Here is a 22,505-nt window from a genome sequence, read left to right as displayed (position 1 = left end):
CCCGTGGCAAAGCAACCCAACAGCACCGAGCAGCCGAGCGCCGAGACGCTCGAAGAGACCCAGGCACGCCTCAAGGGAGGCAAGGGCGCGCCGACTCCGACGCGCGCCGAACGCGAGGCCGCCAACAAGCGGCCGCTCGTGCCGAACGACCGCAAAGAGGCGGCCAAGCAGGCGCGCGCGAAGGCCGCCGATGCCCGCGAGAAGGCCCGGGTCGGCATGGCGATGGGCGACGAGCGATACCTTCCGGCCCGTGACCGCGGTCCGCAGAAGAAGTACGTCCGCGACTATGTCGACGCCCGGTTCAGCATCGGCGAGGTACTCATCCCCGTCATGTTCGCCGTCATCATCCTGACGTTCATCCCGAGCGCCGAGGTCCAGGCCATCGGCATCATGTCCCTCTGGGCGTTCTTCCTCGTCGCGGTGGTCGATGTGATCATCCTCGGCCAGGTGCTGACCCGCAAGCTCGCGGCGAAGTTCGGCGCCGACAAGGTCGAGAAGGTCCGCTGGTACGCGGCGATGCGCGCGCTCCAGCTGCGTCCGCTCCGCCTGCCGAAGCCCCAGGTCAAGCGCGGCAAGTACCCCGCCTGATCGATTCGAACCTCGCGGATGCCACGTGGCCGGCCGGCCACGTGGCTTCCGCGCGTTTCGGCGACGTCAGGAGCGCTCGTACGCGCCGCGGCGGATCAGCGGTACCCGCACCTCTTCGTCGCTGAGCGAGCCGTGCTGGCCGATCATCGTCTCCGCCTGCCGATCGGCGGCACGCCGGTCGTAGTAGGCGATGCCGGATCGCGCGGCGACGAGGAGATCTCCGATGCGCGGCTCCACTTCGGACGCGACCTCGCCGAAGAGCCCTGCGGCGATCACCTCCTCGCGCGTCATCACCCACGATCGACCCGACTCCGCTGCGCGCCAGTGCTCGACGAGCCGCGCCCGCGGCACCGCACCGAGGGAGTCCTCGAAGTAGAGGTGGAGGAACCGCGGCTCGCCGCCGACATGGCGGACGCCGTCGACGAGTTCGGGCTTCGCGTCGACGAAGACATGGCGGTGGCCGGGCACGTCGACCACGCCGTGGTCCGCGGCGACGAGCAGGCCCGTGCCCCGTGGCATCCGCCGTTCGAACGCCGCCACCTCGGCGTCGAGCTGCTCGAGCAGACCCAGCCAGCGGTCCGACTCCCAGCCGTCTGCATGGGCGGCCTGATCGAGTTCGGGGACGTAGAGGTAGATGAGGGCCGGCGCTCCCCCGTCGAGCACGCCGAGTGCCGCCTCGAACCGATCGGCCATGCGAAGGCCCGGCACGTACCTCGCCCCCCGCAGCACCGCCCGGGTGAAGCCCGAGTCGGCGTAGCGCGGCGCCCCGATCGCGACCGCGTCGACCCCCTCGGCCGCGGCGGTCTCGAAGATCGTCGCTCGCAACTGCCAGGTCTCGGGGCGCATGCCGTCGTCCCAGCCGTTCAACTGGTTCACGAGCCGGTCGTGCGCGGGGTCGAGGGTGCGGTAGCCGACGAGTCCGTGGGCACCCGGCATCACGCCGGTGGTGAGGCTCGCGAGCGCGGCCGCCGTCGTCGAGGGGAAGACGGTCTGGATGACATCGCGCTTCGCCATGCTGCCCGCGAGGTGACGGGCGTGGCCGGCGCGCTGCCGCAGGTTCGCCGCCCCGAGCCCATCGACGAGCACGACGACCGCGCTCCGGGCCCGGGCGAACCCGAGCGGGTTCGCAGCCCCGGTGAGGCTCGCGAGCGAACTGCCGAGCACTGCGGTGAGGCGCGGGGCCGTGTCGGCGGGCACCGGTAGCATGGCAGACATCGCGCCCAGTCTGGCACAGGCCGGGCGCGCCCCCGTTCCCCCGCGTGCCCCGCACGCACGGCACAGAGAATACGGATGACCCGAGCCAAATCGCAGCCCGCCGACGAACCGATCGTCGAGCACATCGAAGACGTCGACGTCGCCACCGAGATGCAGGGCTCGTTCCTCGAGTACGCCTATTCGGTGATCTACTCGCGAGCCCTGCCAGACGCCCGTGACGGGCTGAAGCCCGTGCAGCGGCGCATCCTGTACCAGATGAGCGCGATGGGCCTCCGGCCAGACAAGGGCCACGTGAAGTCGGCGCGCGTCGTCGGCGAGGTCATGGGCAAGCTGCACCCGCACGGCGACACCGCCATCTACGACGCCCTCGTGCGCATGGCGCAGGCCTTCACGCTGCGCGTGCCGCTCATCGACGGACACGGCAACTTCGGCTCACTCGACGACGGCCCCGCCGCCCCCCGGTACACCGAGGCACGACTCGCCGCCACGGCGCTCGCCATGACCGAGGGGCTCGACGAAGACGTCGTCGACTTCGTTCCGAACTACGACGCCCAGCTCACCCAGCCCGAGGTGCTGCCCGCGGCGTACCCGAACCTGCTCGTGAACGGCGCGGCCGGCATCGCCGTCGGCATGGCCACGAACATGGCCCCGCACAACCTCATCGAGGTCGTCGGCGCGGCCCGCCACCTCATCGCCAATCCCGACGCCACCCTCGACGAGCTCATGGAGTTCGTGCCGGGGCCCGACCTGCCCACGGGCGGCACGATCGTCGGCCTCGCCGGGGTGAAAGACGCATATGCGACGGGTCGCGGCAGCTTCAAGACGCGCGCGAAGGTCTCGGTCGAGCAGATCACGGCCCGCAAGACCGGGCTGGTGGTCACCGAGCTGCCGTACCTCGTCGGGCCCGAGAAGGTCATCGAGAAGATCAAAGACGGCGTCAACGCCAAGAAGATCAACGGCATCTCCGACGTCACCGACCTCACCGACCGCACCAACGGCCTGCGGCTCGTCATCGGCATCAAGACCGGGTTCAGCCCCGACGCGGTGCTCGAGCAGCTCTATCGGCTGACCCCGCTCGAAGACTCCTTCAACATCAACAACGTCGCGCTCGTCGACGGTGGCCCCCAGACGCTCGGCCTGCGCGAACTCCTCCAGGTGTACGTCGGTCATCGCATCTCGGTCGTCACGCGCCGCTCCGAGTATCGACTCGCGCGTCGGCGCGAGCGGCTGCACCTCGTCGACGGGCTGCTCGTCGCGATCCTCGACATCGACGAGGTCATCCAGCTCATCCGCGGCTCCGACGACACCGCGGCCGCCCGCAGCCGCCTGATGGAGGTCTTCGATCTCAGTCAGGTGCAGGCCGAGTACATCCTCGAGCTGCAGCTGCGCCGGCTGACGAAGTTCTCGCGCATCGAACTCGAGGCCGAGCGCGACAAGCTGCGCGCCGAGATCGCCGAGCTCGAGGCACTGCTCGCCAGCCGTCACCGCATCGAGGCCCTCGTCTCCGACGAACTCGCCGAGACGGCCGAACGCTACGGCACCCCCCGCCGCACGCTGCTCACCGACGCACGTCCCTCGATCGCGGGCGCCGCGGCGAAGCGCGCGGCCGCGGCCGCCCTCGAGGTCGCCAACGTCCCGTGCCGGGTGTTCCTCTCGGTGACGGGCCGCATCGCGCGCGTCGATCTGCCCGAGGGTGCAGCGGGCGCGCCGACGATCACCGTGCCCGCCCGTCGCAGCAAGCACGATGCGATCGCGTCGACCCTCGACACGACGAGCCGGGCCGAGATCGGCGCGGTGACCAGCCGCGGCCGACTCATCCGATTCACGCCCGTCGACCTGCCGATGCTGCCGCCCACCTCGGTGCAGCTCGGCGCCGGCGTGAAGGTCGCCGATTACCTCGCGCTCCCCAACCGCGACGAGCGGGTGCTCGCGATCGTGTCGCTCGCCGCCGAGCGGTCGATCGCCATCGGCACGAAGCAGGGAATCGTGAAGCGCGTCGCGACGGGCGGCTACCCGAACAAGCCCGAATTCGAGGTCATCGGACTCAAGGCCGGCGACGAAGTCGTCGGAGCCGTACAGGGCGACGAGTCCGACGAACTCGTGTTCGTCGCCTCGGACGCGCAGTTGCTGCGTTTCCCCGCGACTTCGGTGCGTCCGCAGGGCTGCGCGGCGGGCGGCATGGCGGGCATCAACCTCGGTTCGGGAGCGCACGTGATCCACTTCACGAGCATCTCGGGCGACCAGGCCGTCGGCTGCGTCGTCGTGACCGTGGCCGCCTCGACCGACACGCTGCTCGGCACCGACCCCGGCAGCGCGAAGGTGAGCGAGTTCGCCGAGTTCCCGGCCAAGGGCCGCGCGACCGGCGGTGTGCGGGCCCAACGGTTCCTGAAGGGCGAAGACGCACTCCACCTCGCCTGGGTCGGCCCCTCCCCCGCACTCGCCGTCGGCCCCGACGGCAGTACGCGCGAACTGCCCGACCCGGGTGCGAAGCGCGACGGCTCGGGCCAGCCGCTCGAGTCGGTCGTCTCGGCGGTGGGTCGCCGCGTCGGCTGACGGCTGACGTGCTCCCACGCAGAAGGAGGCGGGCACCCGTTCGGTTCCCGCCTCCTTCATCGTTCAGGGGATGCGGCCGACGCCGCGATCGATCGGCCTTACGCCGCTCAAGCGTCGATGCGGTCGCGCTCGAGCGCGTCGGAGCTCTCGATGATGAACTCCTTGCGCGGCGCCACCTCATTGCCCATGAGCAGTTCGAAGACGCGCCCGGCGTTCTCGGCGTCGCCGATGCCGACTCGGCGAAGGGTGCGGTGCCGACGGTCCATCGTGGTCGTCGCAAGCTGGTCGGCGTCCATCTCACCGAGGCCCTTGTACCGCTGAATGGGGTCTTGATAGCGCTTCTTCTGCCGGTCGAGCCCCGTCAGCACGCTCTTCAGCTCGGCCTCCGAGTAGGTGTAGATCGTCTCATTGGGCTTCGAGCCCGGGTTCATGACGACCACACGATGCAAGGGCGGCACGGCGGCGAAGACGCGCCCCTCTTCGATCATCGGGCGCATGTAGCGGAAGAAGAGGGTGAGCAGCAGCGTCCGGATGTGCGCGCCGTCGACGTCAGCGTCGGCCATCAGGATCACCTTGCCGTAGCGTGCCTGCGCGAGGTCGAAGCTTCGCCCCGACCCCGCGCCGATGACCTGGATGATCGAGGCGCACTCGGCGTTGCCGAGCATGTCGGCGACGCTCGCCTTCTGCACGTTCAGGATCTTGCCCCGGATCGGCAGCAGAGCCTGGTGTTCGCTGTCACGGGCGAGCTTGGCCGTACCGAGTGCCGAGTCGCCCTCGACGATGAAGAGCTCGCTGTGGGCCACGTCGTTCGAGCGGCAGTCGACGAGCTTGGCCGGGAGCGACGAGCTCTCGAGCGCGTTCTTGCGACGCTGGGTCTCTTTGTGCGCTCGGGCCGAGATGCGCGACTTCATCTCGGCGACGACCTTGTCGAGCAGCAGTGCCGACTGCGTCTTGTCGTCGCGCTTCGTCGAGGCGAACCGGGCGCCCAGCTCTTTGGTGAGCACGCTCGAGACGATGCTGCGCACGGCCGGGGTGCCGAGCACCTCTTTCGTCTGGCCCTCGAACTGCGGCTCGGGCAGGCGCACGGTGATCACGGCGGTGAGACCGGCGAGCACGTCATCTTTGTCGAGCTTGTCGTTACCCGCCTTGAGGCGGCGCGCGTTCTGCTCGACCTGCTGCCGGAGGAACTTGAGGAGGCCCTGGTCGAACCCGGTCTGGTGGGTGCCGCCCTTCGGCGTCGCGATGATGTTGACGAAGGAGCGCACGACGGTGTCGTAGCCGGTGCCCCAGCGCAGCGCGATGTCGACGTCGCAGCTGCGAGTGAGCTCGGTCGGCACCATGGCGCCGCCCTCGCTCAGTACTGGCACCGTTTCGGTGAAGTCGCCGGTGCCGCTGAGTCGCCAGATGTCGGTGATTCCCGAGTCGGGGGCGAGATGATCGACGAACTCGGAGATGCCGCCCTCGAACTGGAACGAGGTCGTGTGCGGAGTCTCGCCCCGCTCGTCGGTCACATCGATCGCGAGGCCGGGTACCAGGAAGGCGGTCTGCCGTGCGCGCCCCAGAAGCTCGTCCGTCAGGAACTCGGCGCCCTTCGTGAAGATCTGCCGATCTGCCCAGTAGCGGATGCGGGTGCCCGTGACGCCCTTCTTGACCTTGCCGACGACGCGGAGTTCGCTTCGCTCCTCGAAGGGGGCGAACGGCGCGTCGGGTGACGGAGCGCCCGAATCGGAGAAGATGCCCGGCTCCCCGCGGTGGAACGACATCGCGAAGGTCTTGCCGTCGCGGTCGACCTCCACGTCGAGCCGCTCGGAGAGGGCGTTCACGACCGACGCGCCGACGCCGTGAAGGCCACCGGACGCCGCGTACGAGCCCGAGCCGAACTTGCCGCCGGCGTGGAGCTTCGTGAAGACGACCTCGACGCCGGTGAGGCCCGTCTTCGGCTCGACGTCGACGGGGATGCCGCGGGCACGGTCGCGCACCTCGACGCTGCCGTCGGGATGGAGGACCACGCCGATCTCGGAACCGTGGCCCCCGAGTGCCTCGTCGACCGCGTTGTCGATGATCTCCCAGACGCAGTGCATGAGTCCGCGCGAGTCGGTCGAGCCGATGTACATGCCGGGGCGCTTGCGCACCGCCTCGAGCCCTTCGAGGACGGAGAGATGGCGGGCGGAATAGTCGGAGCTCACGTCGAACAAGCCTAGTGAGCGCCGCCGACACCCGCGCGCAGGCGCTACGCGCTGAGCGAAATGCCCGGCCGCATGGAACGGGGCCGGCGCCGAGCGTGTTTTCATTGATGAACGGAGATTCGTGAGCAACGGAGGAGGAGCCATGACCCAGTACACCGAGACCACCGGTGCGGTCGATGAACTCGAGACCCCCTACGAGCTCACCGCGCTCGACCGCTGCGATGCATGCGGTGCGCAGGCGTACATCCGCGTCGTCGTCGCGAGCGGCGAACTCCTCTTCTGCGCGCACCACGGTCGCAAGCACCAGGAGAAGCTCTCGCAGATCGCGCATAGCTGGCACGACGAGTCGAGTCGCCTGCTCGCGGACGACAAGCGCTGAGCGCCGCACCGAGCACACGAGAGAACGCCCCGGGTCGACCGACCCGGGGCGCTTCTTCGTTCGAGGGGGCGCAGTGCGGCCGGTTCGAGGTCAGCCGATGGATGCTTCGACGCCTGCCGCACGCAGCTGCGCGGTTCGCGCCGCCATGGCGTAGCCGTCGACCTCCTCCGACCGACCGCCCGGAACATACCCGAGACCTGCCCGATCGGCCATGATGCCGAGCAGGTGATCGGCGAACCCGGGGTTCTTCGCGAGCACGGGCCCGTGCAGGTGGGTTCCGAAGACGGCACCCATGACGACGCCCTCCTGGCCGGATTCGCGGCCGTTGCCCGCGCCCGCGCGGACCCGGCCGAGCGGCGAGCCCTCAGCGCCGACGTAGTCGCGAGCGTGGTTCTCGAACCCGACGAACACGCCGAGGAGCGGCGACTTCACGATGAGGTCGCCCGTGACCCGGCCGTCGCGGGGAACGGCCCGACCGGGCAGGATACCGAGACCTTCGATGCTCCGCCCCCCGGCCGTCTCGATGCCCCAGCTGAGCAGTTCCCAGCCGGTGCCGACGGCGAGGATCGGCACACCTTCGGTGCCCCACCGCCGGAGTTCGTCGTGAAGCCCGAGCATCGCCGAACGGCTCGTCTCGAGCGAGGCGTCGCTGCCCGAACCGAGCACGACCGCATCGACCCGATCAGGCAGCGTCGAACGATCGTCGACCGCCACGACTTCTGCCTCGAGGCCCGCCCATCGGGCTCGCTGCGCGAGCACTGCGGCGTTCTGCGCGTCGCCGTTGGTGTTCTGCAGCGTCGGAAGCAGGGACACGATGGTGAAGGTCATTCGGTTCCCGTCAATCCGAGGTGGGCCCGCGTGCGGCGCATGGAGTCGGCCGAGAACACGATGGTCTTCACGCCTCGCGCGGGTGCGGGCGCCGCGAGGAAGTCGTCGAGGGCGATGCCGAGCTCGGGCTCGACCCGGTCGATCGCCACCCCGTCGTAGGCGAGCATGAGCGCCGCCTCGGCGGCCTTCGAGCCGCTCACGATCTTCACCCGCTCGAGCGACGCGGCGTCAGCCGGCCAGAAGTACGAGGGATCGCGCACATCGGAGCCGATCGCGAACAGGATGTCGCTCGTTCCGGGCTCGATGCTGTCGACGTTCAGCTGATAGCTCGCCGGGTTCTGGATGAGCACGAACTCGACCTCCTGGCCGCGCACCGTGATCCGTTCGCCGCGCCCGAACACGGCGGGGATCGCGCTGAGCGCGTGCGCAGCGGACTCGGGCGAGAAGCGCTCGCCGAGCACGGCACGTGCCGTCGCGTAGGCGGCTGCGGCATCGACGGCGTAGTGGATGCCGCGAGCAGGAAGCCCCGCTCGCACCGGCACGCCCCGGTCGTTCAACACGGCCTCCCGCCCGTCGACCGCGTCGATGACGAGCCCGTCACCGGGCGCGAGTCGCCGCGCCGAGGTCTCGGTGTAGCCGAGCCCGCGGGGGGCCGAGTCGAGCACCGCCTGCGACACGCCGAAACGGTGCACCGCGACATCCGGGCCGAGCTTGGCAGCCAAGCGCTCGAGGTACGCGTCGTCGCCGTTCACGACGACGGCCTCGCCCGCGCGGGCCGCGATGCGGGCGAGCATGCCCGCGACCATCTCGGAGTCGTGGAATCGGTCGATCTGGTCGACCATCACATTCGTGAGGGCGACGACGCGCGCGTCGACCCCCTGCATGACGAGCGCGCCGTGGCCCTCGTCCATCTCGAGGACGGCGACGTCGCCGGGCACCCGGCCCCGCCAGTCGGCCTGTTCCAGGAGGGCGGAGGTGAGGCCCTGGCTGATATTGGCCGTCGACGGGTTCGTGAAGACGTCGACGCCGTGCTCGCGGAGGATCGCGACGAGCATCTTCGTCGTCGTCGACTTGCCCGCAGACCCCGAGACGACCACGAGCCCCTGCGGGAAGCCCGAGAGCGTGCGCTTCAGATACTTCGGGGCGATGCGGTTGACGACGAGCCCGGGCACGGCCGAGCCGCCGCCCGGCTTGCGCAGCCGGGCGGCGAATCGGGTGAGTCGGCCGACGAGGATCGCCGGCCCATAACGCAGGGAACCAGCGCGCACCTGCGGCCTACTCGAGGTAGTCGCGCAGCGACTGCGACCGCGACGGGTGGCGAAGCTTCGCCATCGTCTTCGACTCGATCTGGCGGATACGCTCGCGCGTCACACCGAACGTGTCGCCGATCTGGTCGAGGGTCTTCGGCATTCCGTCGCCGAGGCCGAACCGCATGCGGATCACGCCCGCCTCGCGCTCGCTCAGCGAGTCGAGCAGCGACTCCAGCTGCTTCTGCAGCATGGTGAAGCCCACCGCGTCGGCGGGGACGACCGCCTCGGTGTCTTCGATCAGGTCGCCGAACTCGCTGTCGCCGTCTTCACCGAGCGGGGTGTGCAGCGAGATCGGCTCGCGGCCGTACTTCTGCACCTCGATGACCTTTTCGGGGGTCATGTCGAGTTCCCGGCTCAGCTCTTCGGGCGTGGGCTCTCGACCCAGGTCTTGCAGCATCTGGCGCTGCACGCGGGCGAGCTTGTTGATGACCTCGACCATGTGCACGGGGATGCGGATGGTGCGGGCCTGGTCGGCCATCGCGCGGGTGATGGCCTGGCGGATCCACCACGTCGCGTAGGTCGAGAACTTGAAGCCCTTGGTGTAGTCGAACTTCTCGACGGCACGGATGAGGCCCAGGTTGCCCTCCTGGATGAGGTCGAGGAACTGCATGCCGCGACCCGTGTAGCGCTTGGCGAGCGAGACCACGAGGCGCAGGTTCGCGCCCAGCAGGTGGCTCTTCGCGCGCTGGCCGTCTTTCGCGACCCACTGCAGCTCGCGACCGAGCTGCGAGCGCTTCTCGGCGTCGGTCATCGCAGACAGTTTCTCCTCCGCGAAGAGGCCGGCCTCGATGCGCATCGCGAGCTCGACCTCTTCGGCTGCGTTCAGCAGCGCGACCTTGCCGATCTGCTTCAGGTAGTCCTTGACGGGGTCGGCCGTCGCGCCCGTGATCGCCGAGGAGTAGACGGGCACTTCGTCTTCGTCGTCGGCGGCGCGCAGCACGAGCGCGCCCGTCGGGTGCGGCTCGACCGCGATGGGCTTCGTCTCGTCGTCGACCTCGTCATGGTCGACCTCGTCGTGCTCGACCGGGGCCCCGTGCTCGTCCTCGTCTTCGGAGGCCTTGCCCTTCGCCTTGGTGCGGGGCTTCGCAGGGGCCTTCGCGGTCGCGGCGCGCGGGGTCTTCGACGCGGTCGTCGTCTTCGCCGCAGCCTTGGCGGCGGGTGCCTTGGCCGGCGCCTTGTCTGCAGCCGACTTCGCGGTGGTCTGGCGCTTCGTGGCGGGCGCCTCGGCCTCGTCGGCCGCCTTCGCCTTCGTCGTTGCCATACGTATGAACCTCTCCTACCGTCGGCCGGCGTATGCCCTCGGCGGAGGGCGCGGCTCGAGCTGTCGGTCCGGTCGTTTTCGGACACTATGAGGACCCATGTCAAGTCCGCGTCTCGGCACGGCGTCGGTCGTACCCGCGGACCCGAACGGGTCCTGCCTCAATTATACAGCCCACCAGCCGCGTCGACGCACATTCGACGCACCCCGGCGTACATCACGGGTAACACCCGGCGGCCCGCCGGAATTCCTGCTCGGCGTCGTGATCAACCGGCCCGTGGCGGTTCGTCGTCTCGGGAGCGTCGGAACGCGAGGAACTTCTCGAGCTCCGCGGCGATCTCATCGGCGCTCGGCAGCTCGCCGTCCTCGTCGGTGAGCGGCGACCGCAGGGTCGTCCCCTCCATGTAGGCGTCGTGGCGCTCCTCAAGGGTGCCCACGAGCTTCGCGAGTTCGCCGTTCTCGCCGACCTGTTCGTCGATGCGCCCGAGGAACTCGCGCCCCTGCTCGCGCAGCGCGTCGGTCGGGAAGATGCGACCCGTCGCCGCGCTGATCGCCTCGAGCGCGGCCACCGCCGCCGACGGGAACTCGGCATCGGCGAGGTAATGGGGAATGAGGAGCACGAATCCCGTGGTCGGGTGACCGAGGTCCACCAGACGGTACTCGATGAGGTGCAGGGCGTTCGCGGGCACCTGCGTCGTCGGCCGCCACACCGACATCGTCTCGATGAACTCCTCGCGGTTGCCGCTCACGGTGGCGCGGATCGGCCTCGTGTGCGGCACCGGCATCGGGATCGAGTTCACCCACGTCGTCGACGAGACCTGCAGTTCGTCGACCAGCTGCAGCACCGCGGTGCTGAACTGCTCCCACCGGAAGTCGGGTTCGAAGCCCGTGAGCAGGAGGAAGGGGCGGCCGAGCTCGTCTCGGGCGAGCTCGAGCGCGAGTCGGGGCGGCGTGTAATCGCTCAGGTGGTCGCCCTCGAAGAGGATGATCGGGCGCCGGGCGCGGTAGTCGAGCAGTTCATCGATGTCGAAGGTCGCGACGACGGTCGTGTCGAGGGTGTCCCGCAGGTACTCGGTCGTCTGCGCGACGGCGCCGCCGGCATCGGCGGAGCCGGTCAGTCCCGCGACGAGCGGCAGGCCGGGCGGCACCGAGACGTCGGCGTTCAACTCGTAGAGGGAGCGGGGGTCGCGCATGATTCCAGCCTAGTGACGCCGATCGAGGCCCCTTCCGCCCTGGGGGACGGGCGTTCATGCCCAGAGCGAACACGTACCATCGGGAGTCATGACCGTTCCCACGCTCTCCGTCACCTCCTCCCCCGCCGCCGACACCGACGCCGACGTCGCGCTGCTCGTCGCCGTGAAGGGCGCGGACGGCCCCGAACTGATCGCCGCCGACGGATTCGATTGGGTCGCACCCCAGCTCGTCGCGCTCGGCGCGACCGGCGCGAGCGAGGAGCTCACGCGGGTTCCCGGTCACGAAGGCGGCCCCCGCGTGGTCGCGGTCGTCGGCGTGGGCGAACAGGCGGATGCCTCGAGCCTCCGCCGCGCAGCAGGCTCCGCCGTCCGCCGCCTCACCGGCACCGAGTCGGTCGCGATCGTCGCGGGCGTCGACGACGCGGGCTCGGCCGCGTCACTTCTCGAGGGTGCGGCGCTCGGTGCGTACGCCTACAACGAATACCGCAGCGAACCGAAGCCCCCGGTCGCCCGCATCGCGCTGCACAGCCGCTTCACCGCCGAGGAGACCCGTCTCGAACGCATCCGATCGGTCGTCACGGCGGTCGCTCGCACGAAGGATCTCGTGAACGCCTCGCCCGCGGAGCTGTACCCCGAGACCTTCGCCGCAGCCGCCGTCGAGGCCGCGACCGCGGCGGGCGTGTCGAGCAGGGTGTGGGACGAGGCGGAACTCGAGGCCGACGGGTTCGGCGGCATCGCCGGAGTCGGGCAGGGCTCGAGCCGGGGCCCCCGGCTCGTGCGCCTCGAATGGGCCCCCGACGGGGCATCCACCCATCTCGCCTTCATCGGCAAGGGCATCACCTTCGACTCGGGCGGTCTCTCGCTGAAGCCGATGGCCTCGATGGTCGGCATGAAGACCGACATGGCGGGCGCCGCAGCCGTGCTCTCCTCGATCGTCGCGATCGCCGAACTCGGCCTTCCGATCCGGGTCACCGCTTGGCTGTGCCTCGCCGAGAACATGCCGTCCGGCACCGCGATCCGACCGAACGACGTGCTGCGGATCCGCGGCGGCAAGACCGTCGAGGTCGTGAACACCGACGCGGAGGGCCGCCTCGTGCTCGCCGATGCCCTCGTCGCCGCGAGCGAGGAGCAGCCCGACGCCATCATCGACGTCGCGACGCTCACCGGAGCCCAGGTCGTCGCGCTCGGGCACCGCATCACCGGCCTCATGGGCGACGACGAGCTCGTCGCTCGAGTGCGTACCGTGGCCGACGCCGTCGATGAGGCCACCTGGCCGATGCCGCTTCCCGCCGACCTGCTGCCCCTCCTCAAGTCCGACGTCGCCGACCTCATGAATGCGAAGCTCGGCATGACCGTGCCCGGCATGCTCCTCGCGGGCGTGTTCCTGCAGCAGTTCGTCGGGAAGAAGGAGGGCTCGGAGGAGCTGATCCCGTGGGCGCACCTCGACATCGCGGGCCCCGGCCACAACGGCGGCGCCGGGTGGGGATTCACCGGAACGGGCGCGACCGGCGCGGCGGTCCGCACGCTCGTCGCGCTGGGCGAGGACCTCGCCGCCAAGTAGTAAGGTCGTATGGGCGAGAACGTCGCCCATACGCCCTGCCGCGGCGACACGCCGGCGGCGGTCCGCGACGCAGATCAGATGCGCAAGGGAGATTGCGGTTGTCCGAGCAGAACTTTGACATGGTCGTCCTCGGCGGAGGCAGCGCGGGTTATGCCGCTGCGATCCGCGCCGTCGAACTCGGGCTCACCGCGGTGGTGATCGAGAAGGGCAAGCTCGGTGGCACCTGTCTCCACCGCGGCTGCATCCCGACGAAGGCGCTGCTGCACGCGGCGGAGGTCGCCGAGGTCTCGAAGGAAGCGGCCAAGTACGGCGTGAAGGCCGCCTTCGAGGGCATCGACATGAACGGCGTCTCGGCCTATCGCGAGGGCATCGTCGCCAGCAAGTGGAAGGGCCTTCAGGGTCTGCTCAAGGCGCGCGGCATCCCCGTGGTCGAGGGTGAAGGGCGCCTCGTCGCGCCGAACACGGTGCAGGTCGGCGACGACCGCTACGTCGGCAAGAACGTCGTGCTGGCGACCGGCTCGTACTCGCGCTCGCTGCCCGGCCTCGAGATCGGCGGCCGCGTCATCACGAGCGAGCAGGCACTCGAGCTCGACTTCGTGCCCAAGAAGGTTGCGGTGCTCGGAGGCGGCGTCATCGGCGTCGAGTTCGCGAGCGTCTGGCGCTCCTTCGGTGCCGAGGTGACCATCATCGAAGCGCTCCCCCACCTCGTCCCCAACGAGGAGGAGTCGATCTCGAAGCAGCTCGAGCGGGCCTTCCGCAAGCGTGGCATCGACTTCTCGCTCGGTGTCCGCTTCCAGAGCGTCACCCAGGACGAGCAGGGCGTCGTCATCACCCTCGAGAACGGCCAGAGCTACGACGCTGAACTGCTGCTCGTCGCCGTCGGCCGCGGCCCCTCCACCCAGGGGATCGGCTTCGAAGAGGTCGGCGTCACGATGGATCGCGGCTTCGTGCTGACGAACGAGCGCCTCGCCACGAACGTCCCCGGCGTCTACGCCATCGGCGACATCGTCCCCGGCCTCCAGCTCGCGCACCGCAGCTACCAGCAGGGCATCTTCGTCGCCGAGGAGATCGCGGGCCTGAACCCGATCGTCGTCGATGACGTGAACGTGCCGAAGATCACCTACTGCGAGCCCGAGATCGCCTCGGTCGGCTACACCGAGGCGAAGGCCGCCGAGAAGTTCGGTGCCGACGAGATCAGCTCCTACGACTACAACCTCGCGGGCAACGGCAAGTCGAGCATCCTCGGCACCGGTGGATCGGTGAAGGTCGTCCGCGTGAACGACGGCCCCATCGTCGGCGTCCACATGATCGGCGGGCGGGTCGGCGAGCTCATCGCCGAAGCCCAGTTGGCCGTGAACTGGGAGGCGTACCCCGAAGACATCGCCCCGTTCATCCACGCCCACCCGACCCAGGCAGAGGCCTTCGGCGAGGCCGTGCTGAAGCTCGCCGGCAAGCCGCTGCACGCCATCTGAGCCACGCTGCCCGCCCAACGACTGCAATAAGCTAGATAGCGTTCCCACGCTGTGAAGGAGACAAGCGCATGAGCGAATCCGTCAGCCTCCCGGCACTCGGTGAGAGTGTCACTGAAGGCACGGTCACCCGCTGGCTGAAGAATGTCGGCGACCGTGTCGAGGTCGACGAGCCGCTGCTCGAGGTCTCGACCGACAAGGTCGACACCGAGATCCCGTCGCCCGTCGCGGGTGTCATCGAGGCGATCCTCGTCCAGGAGGACGAGACCGTCGAGGTCGGTACCGCGCTCGTGACGATCGGCGACGGTTCCGGTGCCGCGGCGCCCGCACCCGAAGCCGCTGCGCCGGCGCCCGCCGAGGCGCCGGTCGCCGAGCCGGTCGCCGCACCGCCCGCTCCCGAGCCTGTTGCTGCACCCGCCGACCCTGTTGCTGCACCCGCCGAGCCGGTCGCCGCACCCGAGCCGGTCGCACCGGCCGCGCCCGAGCCGGTCGCCGCACCCGAGCCGGTCGCACCGGCCGCGCCCGAGCCGGTCGCCGCACCTGCACCGGCCGCGGCACCCGCCGAGCCGGTCGCACCGGCAGCTCCGGTCGCAGCTCCCGAGCCCACCCCGGCCCCCGCGCCGGCTGCGGCACCTGCACCCACCGCGGGCGCCCACGCGGGCCCCTCGGGCTACGTCACTCCCATCGTCCGCAAGCTCGCGAACGAGCAGGGCGTCGACCTCGCGAGCGTCACCGGCACCGGTGTCGGCGGCCGCATCCGCAAGCAGGACGTGATCTCGGCGCAGGCGTCACCCGCTGCGGCTGCTGCGGCTCCCGCGCGCACGCCGCTCGAGACCTCGCCGCTGCGGGGCACCACCGTCCCGATGACGCGTCTGCGCAAGGTCGTCGCCGAGCGCGCGGTCGTCTCGATGACGTCGACCGCGCAGCTCACCACCGTGGTCGAGGTCGACGTGACCCGCGTGGCTCGGTTCCGCGACCGCGTCAAGGGCGACTTCCTCGCGAAGACCGGAAACAAGCTCTCCTTCCTGCCGTTCTTCGCCCTTGCGGCGGCGGAGGCGCTCAAGGCCTACCCGATCATCAACTCGACGGTCGACGGCGACAGCATCGTCTACCCGGCACACGAGAACATGAGCATCGCGGTCGACACCGAGCGCGGCCTGCTCACGCCGGTGATCCGCAACGCGGGTGAGCTCGACATCGCCGGCCTGGCCGCGCAGATCGCCGATCTCGCCGACCGCACGCGCAACAACCAGCTGAAGCCCGACGAGCTCGCCGGCGGCACGTTCACCCTGACGAACACCGGGTCGCGCGGTGCGCTGTTCGACACCCCCGTCGTGTTCCTTCCGCAGTCGGCGATCCTCGGCACCGGCATCGTCGTCAAGCGTCCCGTCATCGTCAGCCAGGACGGCGCCGACGCGATCGCTGTGCGCTCGATGGTCTACCTCGCCCTGTCGTACGACCACCGCATCATCGACGGCGCCGACGCCGCGCGCTTCCTCACCGCGGTCAAGGACCGTCTCGAAGAGGGTGCGTTCGACGCCGACCTCGGCATCTAGTCGAAGATCTCACGAAGACGCCAACCGGCCTCGCTCCTCATCACGAGGAGCGAGGCCGGTTCGCGTTCGGGGTCGGCGTACGGGAGCGTCATGAGCACGGCATCGCCCATCTCCGCGATGATCGCGACCGCGTCGAGAGAGTAGGCGACCGGAGAGATCTCCGCGCCCTCCCGGGCTCCGGAGATGAGCCCGAGATCAGCTCGTTCGATCGTCGATCCCGCATGGTTGACCTGCTGGAGACAGGCCGTGTCGAGGGCGGCGAAGCAGTCCTCGCGCCGCGCGAGGAGTTCCGCGGTCGCCTCCACAGGATCTTCGATCGACGCCCCGTCGGCCCCGGGGGTCGTCTCGGCGTCGCCGGAAGCGGAACCGTCGCCCGGAGCGGAACCGCGGTCGGAGATCACGGCGCCCTCACTCGCCGGCGCCGGGGAGGCCGGGCCCGCAGCGGCGCCCGCCGCGGCCGCCGCGGTGTCGCCCGCGTCGTGAACGCCCTGCTGATCGGCGGGCGGCACCAGCGCGAGCAGCAGCACGAGCGCGGCGCCGCCCACCAGCGCCGCCACGAGCACCGTACGGCGGCGGGCCGCGAGTGCTCGCCGACATCGCGCGGCGAATGAGGTGACCGGATCGACGTCCGCGAGGTCCGCGCCGCGCTCGACCGCTTCGGCCGGTACCTGGGCGAGCGCGGCCAGGGTGCTGAGCAGCCCGCGGCGCGGCGTCGGCGCGGCCACGGCCCGCTGCGTCGGATCGTCCACCAGCCCATGCCGGACCGACTCCACCGGCCCAGTGGCCAGGCCCGACCCGGTCGATTCGGCGACCCGCCCGGGCACGGCACCGCGCTGCCCACCGGCCGGAACTCCGCGGACCGGCGCCGCGGCCGCCGATTCGAACAGGGTGCGCTCGAGCAGAGCCTCGCTGCGCACGAACGGTCGTGCGGCAGCCGCGTCGCGGATCGCGGCGACCGCCCGGTCGAGGCTGCCGGGTGGTCGTGTCACCTCCGCCACGCCTGCGACGAGGTCGGACAGCGCCGCATGACCCTCACGAATGAGTTCGGTGCGCTCGATCGCGCTCGAGACCTCGTCGAGCCGCCGAATCGCCCCGAGTCCGATGAGTCGCGGTCGGCCGACCCCGTCGATGATCACGTCGTTCGGTGCCAGCCGGGTGTGCACGAAGCCCGCCTCGGCGAGCCCCGCGACGGCGACCGCGATGGGGGCGAGGATCGTGACGGCCTCCCCCGGCTCCAGCGCACGCTCGGTCAGCAGCCGAGCGAGCGTCGGCCCTGCGAGCCGCTCAACCGCGAGCACGCAGCGTCCGTCGTCGAGCGCGGTGACGTCGATGAGCGCAGGCAGCGTGCCCGTGGCATCCGCCGTCATCGCCGCGATCTCGGCCGCGACGAGCGCGTCGTCGCACCCGGCCTCGTAGATTCGCAGCGCGACCACCGCCCGTGACGACGACTCGCCGTCTGCCGTGTGCAGACTGTTCGCGAGGAAGATCGCGGCACGATCACCCGACGCCAGGCGCCGCAGCAGACGATAGCCCGAGATCGCTGCGCGTTCGTCGCCGGCGCGCGGCTCATGAGCCGGGCCCGATCCCTTCGCCGTCCCGGTGTTCGGAGCAGAAGTCGTGGCCGACCGGCCGCGCCTGTGACGTCTCATCCTGGAACTCTTCCCCACGACGTGTCCGCCCGAGGCGCCGACCGCTCGAATCGGGGCGACTTCGCGGCGCGAACGGCTGGGGAGGAGGAGTCGCCTAGACTGGCCGAATGCTCGACATCGTCGTCACGGGGCTAAGCGCCAACTCCGTGCCGTACATCGAGGGTCTCGACCTTCAGCGCGCCGTCCATCGCGCGGTCGTCGCGGGCGAACGCCCCGACACCGTCCTCCTCCTGGAGCACCCCTCCGTCTACACCGCCGGGAAGCGAACCTCGCCCGACGAGCGACCCGATGACGGCACGCCCGTCATCGACGTCGATCGCGGCGGCAAGATCACCTGGCATGGGCCGGGGCAGCTCGTGGGGTACCCGATCATCCGCCTTGCAGAACCGATCGACGTGGTCGGCTACGTCCGCCGCCTCGAAGGCGTCCTCATCGACGTGCTCCACGGGTTCGGCGTCGACGGACGTCGCGTCGACGGACGCTCGGGGGTCTGGGTCGGGCCCGAAGGCGGTGAGCACAAGATCGCGGCCATCGGCATCCGCGTCGCCGACGGCGTCACGATGCACGGCTTCGCCCTCAACTGCTCGAACTCGCTCGAACCGTACGAGAAGATCGTCGCCTGCGGCATCCGCGACGCGGGCATCACGACGATCAGCCGCGAGCTCGGCTGCGCGGTGACGCCGACCGACCTCGTCGACGCGGTCGGCGCACGCCTCCGCCTCGAGTTCGAGGGGGCGCTGGCCGCGTGAGCACCGTTCCCGAGGGGCGCAGACTGCTGCGCCTCGAAGTCCGCAATGCCCAGACGCCGATCGAACGCAAGCCCGAGTGGATCAAGACCCGGGCGAAGATGGGCCCCGAGTACCGTGCGCTGCAATCGCTCGTGAAGAGCGAAGATCTGCACACGGTCTGCCAGGAGGCCGGCTGTCCGAACATCTACGAGTGCTGGGAGGATCGCGAAGCGACATTCCTCATCGGCGGTTCGCAGTGCACCCGCCGTTGCGACTTCTGCCAGATCGACACCGGCAAGCCGGCCGACTTCGACGCCGACGAGCCGCGCCGCGTGGGCGAGTCGGTCGTGCGCATGCAGTTGCGCTACTCGACCGTGACGGGCGTCGCCCGCGATGACCTGCCCGATGGCGGGGCGTGGCTCTACGCGGAGACGATCCGCGAGATCCACCGGCAGTCCCCCGGCACCGGCGTCGAGATCCTCGTGCCCGACTTCAACGGCGAGCCCGAGCTCCTGCAACAGGTCTTCTCCGCACGACCAGAGGTCTTCGCCCACAACGTCGAGACGGTGCCGCGCATCTTCAAGCGCATCCGCCCGGCGTTCCGCTACGAGCGATCGCTCGACGTGATCACCCAGGGCCGCGATGCGGGGCTCATCACCAAGTCGAACCTCATCCTCGGAATGGGCGAGGAGCGCGTCGAGGTCTCCCAGGCCCTCCGTGATCTCCACGATGCGGGCACCGACATCATCACGGTCACGCAGTACCTTCGTCCGAGCCCGCGGCATCTGCCGGTCGCACGGTGGGTCCGCCCCGAGGAGTTCCTCGAGATCAAGGACGAAGCCGAGGAGATCGGGTTCCTCGGCGTGCTCGCCGGCCCTCTCGTTCGTTCGTCGTACCGGGCGGGCCGACTCTGGGCGCAGTCGATGCGGGCGAAGGGCCGCGAACTTCCGGCCGAGCTCTCCCATCTCGCCGACGCCTCACTCGGCTTCGCGCAGGCGGTCGGCTGATCCCGACCCGCGCCCGCACGACCTGCTCGGATCGCGACGTCCCACGCGGTCCGAGCAGGCCCCGGCCGCCGGTATCCTAGGAACCATGGCACGCACCAAGGACGCATCGAAGGCTCAGAAGGAGCCCGGCCGCCTCAAGCAGATGTGGCAGGTCTTCCAGATGACCCGCCGCTACGACTCGACCGCGCAGTGGCTGATGCTCCTGGCATTCCTCGGGCCGATCATCGTGGGGCTCGCGCTCGCGCTCCTGCTCGGCGAGGGCAACGGCTTCACCATCGCCCTCTGGGTCGTCGCCGGCGTCCTGGCCGGCCTCCTTCTCGCCCTCGTGGTGCTCGGCCGACGTGCCGAGCGAGCCGCGTACTCGCAGATCGACGGCCAGCCGGGCGCAGTGGGCGCGGTGCTCCGCAGCGGTCTGCGCGGCAGCTGGGTCGGCAACGAGATGCCCGTCGCCGTCAACGGCAAGACCCAGGACGCGGTGTACCGCGCCGTGGGCAAGGGCGGTGTCGCACTGATCAGCGAGGGCCCGGTCTCCCGCACCCAGCGCATGCTCGACGACGAGCAGCGCAAGGTCGCCCGCGTGCTCCCGAACGTTCCCATCACGCTCATCTCGGTCGGGCACGACGATGGTTCGATCGAGCTGTACCGTCTCGCCGCGACCCTGCGCAAGACGAAGAAGGCGTTGACCAAGCCCGAGGTGCTCGCGGTCTCGAACCGGCTGAACTCGCTCCAGACGGCGCTGCCGATCCCGAAGGGCATCGACCCCATGAAGGCGCGGCCGCAGCGCGGCAAGATGCGCTGAACGCACACCTCGACCACGCGGCATCCGTCTCGATTCGACGGGTGCCGCGTTCGTCGTTTCAGCGGGGGTTCGCTGGGCCGGATGCCTCGCCCGACGACGACGAGCGGATGAGCACCGTGCGGGCGACCTTGTCGTGGAAGCCGCGCTGGTCGGAGTCCCACACGAGCGCGGGGATCACGAGGAGCAGAAGCCCGGTGCGCACGATCGGGCGCACGAAGCCGACCCAGCCGCCTTCGACCGCGACGAGGTGCATGCCGAAGAGCCTGTGGCCGAGACTGCCCCCGATCGTCGGGATGAAGACGATCTGCAGCACCGCGAACACGAGCGGAGTGACCCACGTGTACGCCACCGATTCGTAGGGCGTCACGAGCAGCGAGAGCAGCATCGCACTGCCCCAGTCGACGAGGAGCGCCGCGATGCGGCGGCCCGCCCGGGCCACCGAACCGCGCCCCTCATCGGGGAGACCGAGGCGTTCGCCGGGCCAACGGCTCGGTTCGAGATCACCGAATGTCTGAGGTTTCGCGTCGGGCACCAGACGATTCTACCGAAGCCGAACCGGCGTAACATGGCCGAAACATTCCGGTCACGGTCGGGAAACGGCGCGCCGATAGCGTCGCTCGTGGCTGTGCAAGACCGTTCCGCTACCCGCCCCCTTGGAGACGCCGAAACATGTTCACCGATTCGTCCGAAGTGCTCAAGTTCATCAAGGAGACGGATGTCAAGTTCCTCGACATCCGCTTCACCGACCTCCCGGGTGTGCAGCAGCACTTCAACATCCCGGCCTCGACGGTCGATGAGGAGTTCTTCACGGTCGGTCAGCTCTTCGACGGCTCCTCGATCCGCGGTTTCGCGAACATCCACGAGTCCGACATGCAGCTCATCCCCGATGTGACGACCGCGTACCTCGACCAGTTCCGCGCCGAGCGCACGCTCGTGATGGTCTTCGACATCTACAACCCGCGCAACGGCGAGATCTACGCGAAGGACCCGCGCCAGGTCGCCAAGAAGGCCGAGAAGTACCTCGCCTCGACCGGCATCGCCGACACCGCGTACTTCGCCCCCGAGGCCGAGTTCTACATCTTCGACGACGTGCGCTACGAGGTCAACCAGCACTCGAGCTTCTACTCGGTCGACTCCGAGGAGGGCGCCTGGAACAGCGGCCGCACGGAGGAGGGCGGCAATCTCGGCAACAAGACGCCCTTCAAGGGCGGCTACTTCCCGGTCAGCCCGGTCGACAAGACCGCCGACCTGCGCGATGACATCTCGCTCAAGCTCATCGAGGCGGGTTTCCAGCTCGAGCGTTCGCACCACGAGGTGGGCACGGGCGGCCAGCAGGAGATCAACTACCGCTTCGACACGATGGTGCACGCGGCCGACGACATCCTGAAGTTCAAGTACATCGTGAAGAACACCGCCGACCAGTGGGGCAAGACGGCGACGTTCATGCCGAAGCCCCTCTTCGGCGACAACGGCTCGGGCATGCACACCCACCAGTCGCTCTGGAACGACGGCAAGCCGTTGTTCTACGACGAGGCCGGCTATGGCGGGCTCTCCGATCTCGCCCGCTGGTACATCGGCGGCCTGCTGAAGCACGCCCCGGCCGTGCTCGCCTTCACCAACCCGAGCGTCAACTCCTTCCGCCGGCTCGTTCCCGGCTTCGAGGCTCCCGTCAACCTCGTCTACTCGGCCGGCAACCGCTCGGCGTGCATCCGCATTCCGATCACCGGTACCAACCCGAAGGCCAAGCGCATCGAGTTCCGCGTGCCCGACGGCGCGAGCAACCCCTACCTCGCCTTCGCCGCACAGCTCATGGCGGGCCTCGACGGAATCAAGAACCGTATCGAACCCCACGAGCCCGTCGACAAGGACCTCTACGAGCTCCCGCCCGAGGAGGCCAAGGCCATCCCGCAGCTGCCGGGTTCGCTCGACGCCGCGCTCGACGCGCTCGAGGGCGACCACGACTTCCTCCTCGAGGGCGGCGTGTTCACCAAGGAGCTCATCGAGACCTGGATCGACTACAAGCGCGAGAAGGAGCTGAAGCCCCTCGCTCAGCGCCCGCACCCGTTCGAGTTCGAGCTCTACTACGGCGTCTGATCACCCGCAGCCCCCTGCTGCCCCGGAGGGCCGTCCCGCGAGAGCGGGGCGGCCCTCCGGCCGTTTCCAGCGCGACGAGGCACGGCATCATCGCGGATGCCACGGGGCCGGCGCCGTGGCATCCGTGCTGCC

The 22,505-nt window shown here is 69.7% G+C and carries 18 protein-coding genes; 10 read left to right on the top strand and 8 right to left on the bottom strand.

The genetic code is table 11. The annotated features are described in order from the left end of the window. The first annotated feature begins 3 nt into the window (after positions 1-3). On the top strand, positions 4-588 hold the full coding sequence (locus tag H516_RS0100325; protein WP_022887737.1) for a DUF3043 domain-containing protein: 585 nt from the start codon (positions 4-6) through the stop codon (positions 586-588). Positions 589-654: 66 nt separating this feature from the next. On the opposite strand, the gene H516_RS0100320 is transcribed toward H516_RS0100325, so the two are convergent. Beyond that, the gene (locus H516_RS0100320) at positions 655-1,803 is read right to left on the bottom strand and encodes an alkaline phosphatase family protein (RefSeq protein ID WP_022887736.1); all 1,149 of its coding nucleotides are present in this window, start codon (positions 1,801-1,803) and stop codon (positions 655-657) included. A gap of 75 nt (positions 1,804-1,878) precedes the next feature. On the opposite strand from H516_RS0100320, the gene H516_RS0100315 reads away from it, so the two are divergent. Next, entirely contained in the window at positions 1,879-4,356 is a 2,478-nt protein-coding gene (locus H516_RS0100315; protein ID WP_022887735.1) for a DNA gyrase/topoisomerase IV subunit A, read from the top strand. A 107-nt stretch (positions 4,357-4,463) separates the two neighbouring features. Here the strand turns inward: H516_RS0100315 and H516_RS0100310 are convergent, their stop codons facing one another. Beyond that, positions 4,464-6,542: a DNA gyrase/topoisomerase IV subunit B gene (locus H516_RS0100310; protein ID WP_022887734.1), complete on the bottom strand. Its 2,079-nt coding sequence runs from the start codon at positions 6,540-6,542 to the stop codon at positions 4,464-4,466. A 142-nt stretch (positions 6,543-6,684) separates the two neighbouring features. On the opposite strand from H516_RS0100310, the gene H516_RS0100305 reads away from it, so the two are divergent. Then, entirely contained in the window at positions 6,685-6,921 is a 237-nt protein-coding gene (locus H516_RS0100305; protein ID WP_022887733.1) for a DUF7455 domain-containing protein, read from the top strand. 90 nt (positions 6,922-7,011) lie between these two features. Here H516_RS0100305 and H516_RS17440 read toward each other — a convergent pair whose 3' ends face one another. The 4 genes from H516_RS17440 to H516_RS0100285 all read right to left on the bottom strand — a co-directional run bounded on the left by H516_RS17440 (position 7,012) and on the right by H516_RS0100285 (position 11,510). After that, the gene (locus H516_RS17440; protein ID WP_022887732.1) at positions 7,012-7,749 is read right to left on the bottom strand and encodes a type 1 glutamine amidotransferase; all 738 of its coding nucleotides are present in this window, start codon (positions 7,747-7,749) and stop codon (positions 7,012-7,014) included. After that, positions 7,746-9,017 (bottom strand): Mur ligase family protein, encoded by a 1,272-nt coding sequence (locus tag H516_RS17435; RefSeq protein ID WP_022887731.1) that lies wholly within the window; start codon positions 9,015-9,017, stop codon positions 7,746-7,748. The genes H516_RS17440 and H516_RS17435 overlap by 4 nt, the downstream gene beginning before the upstream one ends. 7 nt (positions 9,018-9,024) lie before the next feature. Further along, positions 9,025-10,320, bottom strand: coding sequence for an RNA polymerase sigma factor (locus H516_RS0100290; protein WP_022887730.1), 1,296 nt, complete (start codon positions 10,318-10,320; stop codon positions 9,025-9,027). A 263-nt stretch (positions 10,321-10,583) separates the two neighbouring features. Then, complete coding sequence (locus tag H516_RS0100285; RefSeq protein WP_022887729.1) at positions 10,584-11,510, bottom strand: proteasome assembly chaperone family protein; 927 nt, start codon at positions 11,508-11,510, stop codon at positions 10,584-10,586. A gap of 88 nt (positions 11,511-11,598) precedes the next feature. On the opposite strand from H516_RS0100285, the gene H516_RS0100280 reads away from it, so the two are divergent. The 3 genes from H516_RS0100280 to sucB all read left to right on the top strand — a co-directional run bounded on the left by H516_RS0100280 (position 11,599) and on the right by sucB (position 16,096). Continuing rightward, on the top strand, positions 11,599-13,071 hold the full coding sequence (locus H516_RS0100280; RefSeq protein WP_022887728.1) for a leucyl aminopeptidase: 1,473 nt from the start codon (positions 11,599-11,601) through the stop codon (positions 13,069-13,071). A gap of 98 nt (positions 13,072-13,169) precedes the next feature. Next, entirely contained in the window at positions 13,170-14,543 is a 1,374-nt protein-coding gene (gene lpdA, locus H516_RS0100275) for a dihydrolipoyl dehydrogenase (protein WP_022887727.1), read from the top strand. A gap of 68 nt (positions 14,544-14,611) precedes the next feature. Continuing rightward, entirely contained in the window at positions 14,612-16,096 is a 1,485-nt protein-coding gene (gene sucB, locus H516_RS0100270) for a 2-oxoglutarate dehydrogenase, E2 component, dihydrolipoamide succinyltransferase (RefSeq protein WP_022887726.1), read from the top strand. Here sucB and H516_RS0100265 read toward each other — a convergent pair. Beyond that, positions 16,093-17,745, bottom strand: a complete 1,653-nt coding sequence (locus tag H516_RS0100265; protein WP_022887725.1) for a protein kinase family protein — start codon at positions 17,743-17,745, stop codon at positions 16,093-16,095. The genes sucB and H516_RS0100265 overlap by 4 nt on opposite strands. A 107-nt stretch (positions 17,746-17,852) precedes the next feature. Between H516_RS0100265 and lipB the strand changes: the two genes are divergently transcribed. From lipB to H516_RS0100250, 3 genes are all read left to right on the top strand, one after another. After that, positions 17,853-18,494 (top strand): lipoyl(octanoyl) transferase LipB, encoded by a 642-nt coding sequence (lipB, locus tag H516_RS0100260; RefSeq protein ID WP_022887724.1) that lies wholly within the window; start codon positions 17,853-17,855, stop codon positions 18,492-18,494. After that, positions 18,491-19,480 (top strand): lipoyl synthase, encoded by a 990-nt coding sequence (gene lipA / locus H516_RS0100255; RefSeq protein ID WP_022887723.1) that lies wholly within the window; start codon positions 18,491-18,493, stop codon positions 19,478-19,480. The genes lipB and lipA overlap by 4 nt, the downstream gene beginning before the upstream one ends. A gap of 85 nt (positions 19,481-19,565) precedes the next feature. Next, positions 19,566-20,279 (top strand): DUF4191 domain-containing protein, encoded by a 714-nt coding sequence (locus tag H516_RS0100250; protein WP_022887722.1) that lies wholly within the window; start codon positions 19,566-19,568, stop codon positions 20,277-20,279. 58 nt (positions 20,280-20,337) lie between these two features. Here H516_RS0100250 and H516_RS17430 read toward each other — a convergent pair whose 3' ends face one another. After that, positions 20,338-20,811, bottom strand: coding sequence for an RDD family protein (locus H516_RS17430; RefSeq protein WP_022887721.1), 474 nt, complete (start codon positions 20,809-20,811; stop codon positions 20,338-20,340). A 137-nt stretch (positions 20,812-20,948) separates the two neighbouring features. Here H516_RS17430 and glnA point away from each other — a divergent pair, with 137 nt between their 5' ends. Beyond that, complete coding sequence (gene glnA, locus H516_RS0100240) at positions 20,949-22,373, top strand: type I glutamate--ammonia ligase (RefSeq protein ID WP_022887720.1); 1,425 nt, start codon at positions 20,949-20,951, stop codon at positions 22,371-22,373. Positions 22,374-22,505: the final 132 nt, after the last annotated feature.

The sequence above is a fragment of the Agromyces italicus DSM 16388 genome (assembly GCF_000421545.1).
GTDB classification, from domain to species: Bacteria; Actinomycetota; Actinomycetes; order Actinomycetales; family Microbacteriaceae; genus Agromyces; species Agromyces italicus.
The sequence above is the reverse complement of the archived record's forward strand: the minus strand, read 5'-3'. Positions and strand labels throughout refer to the sequence as shown.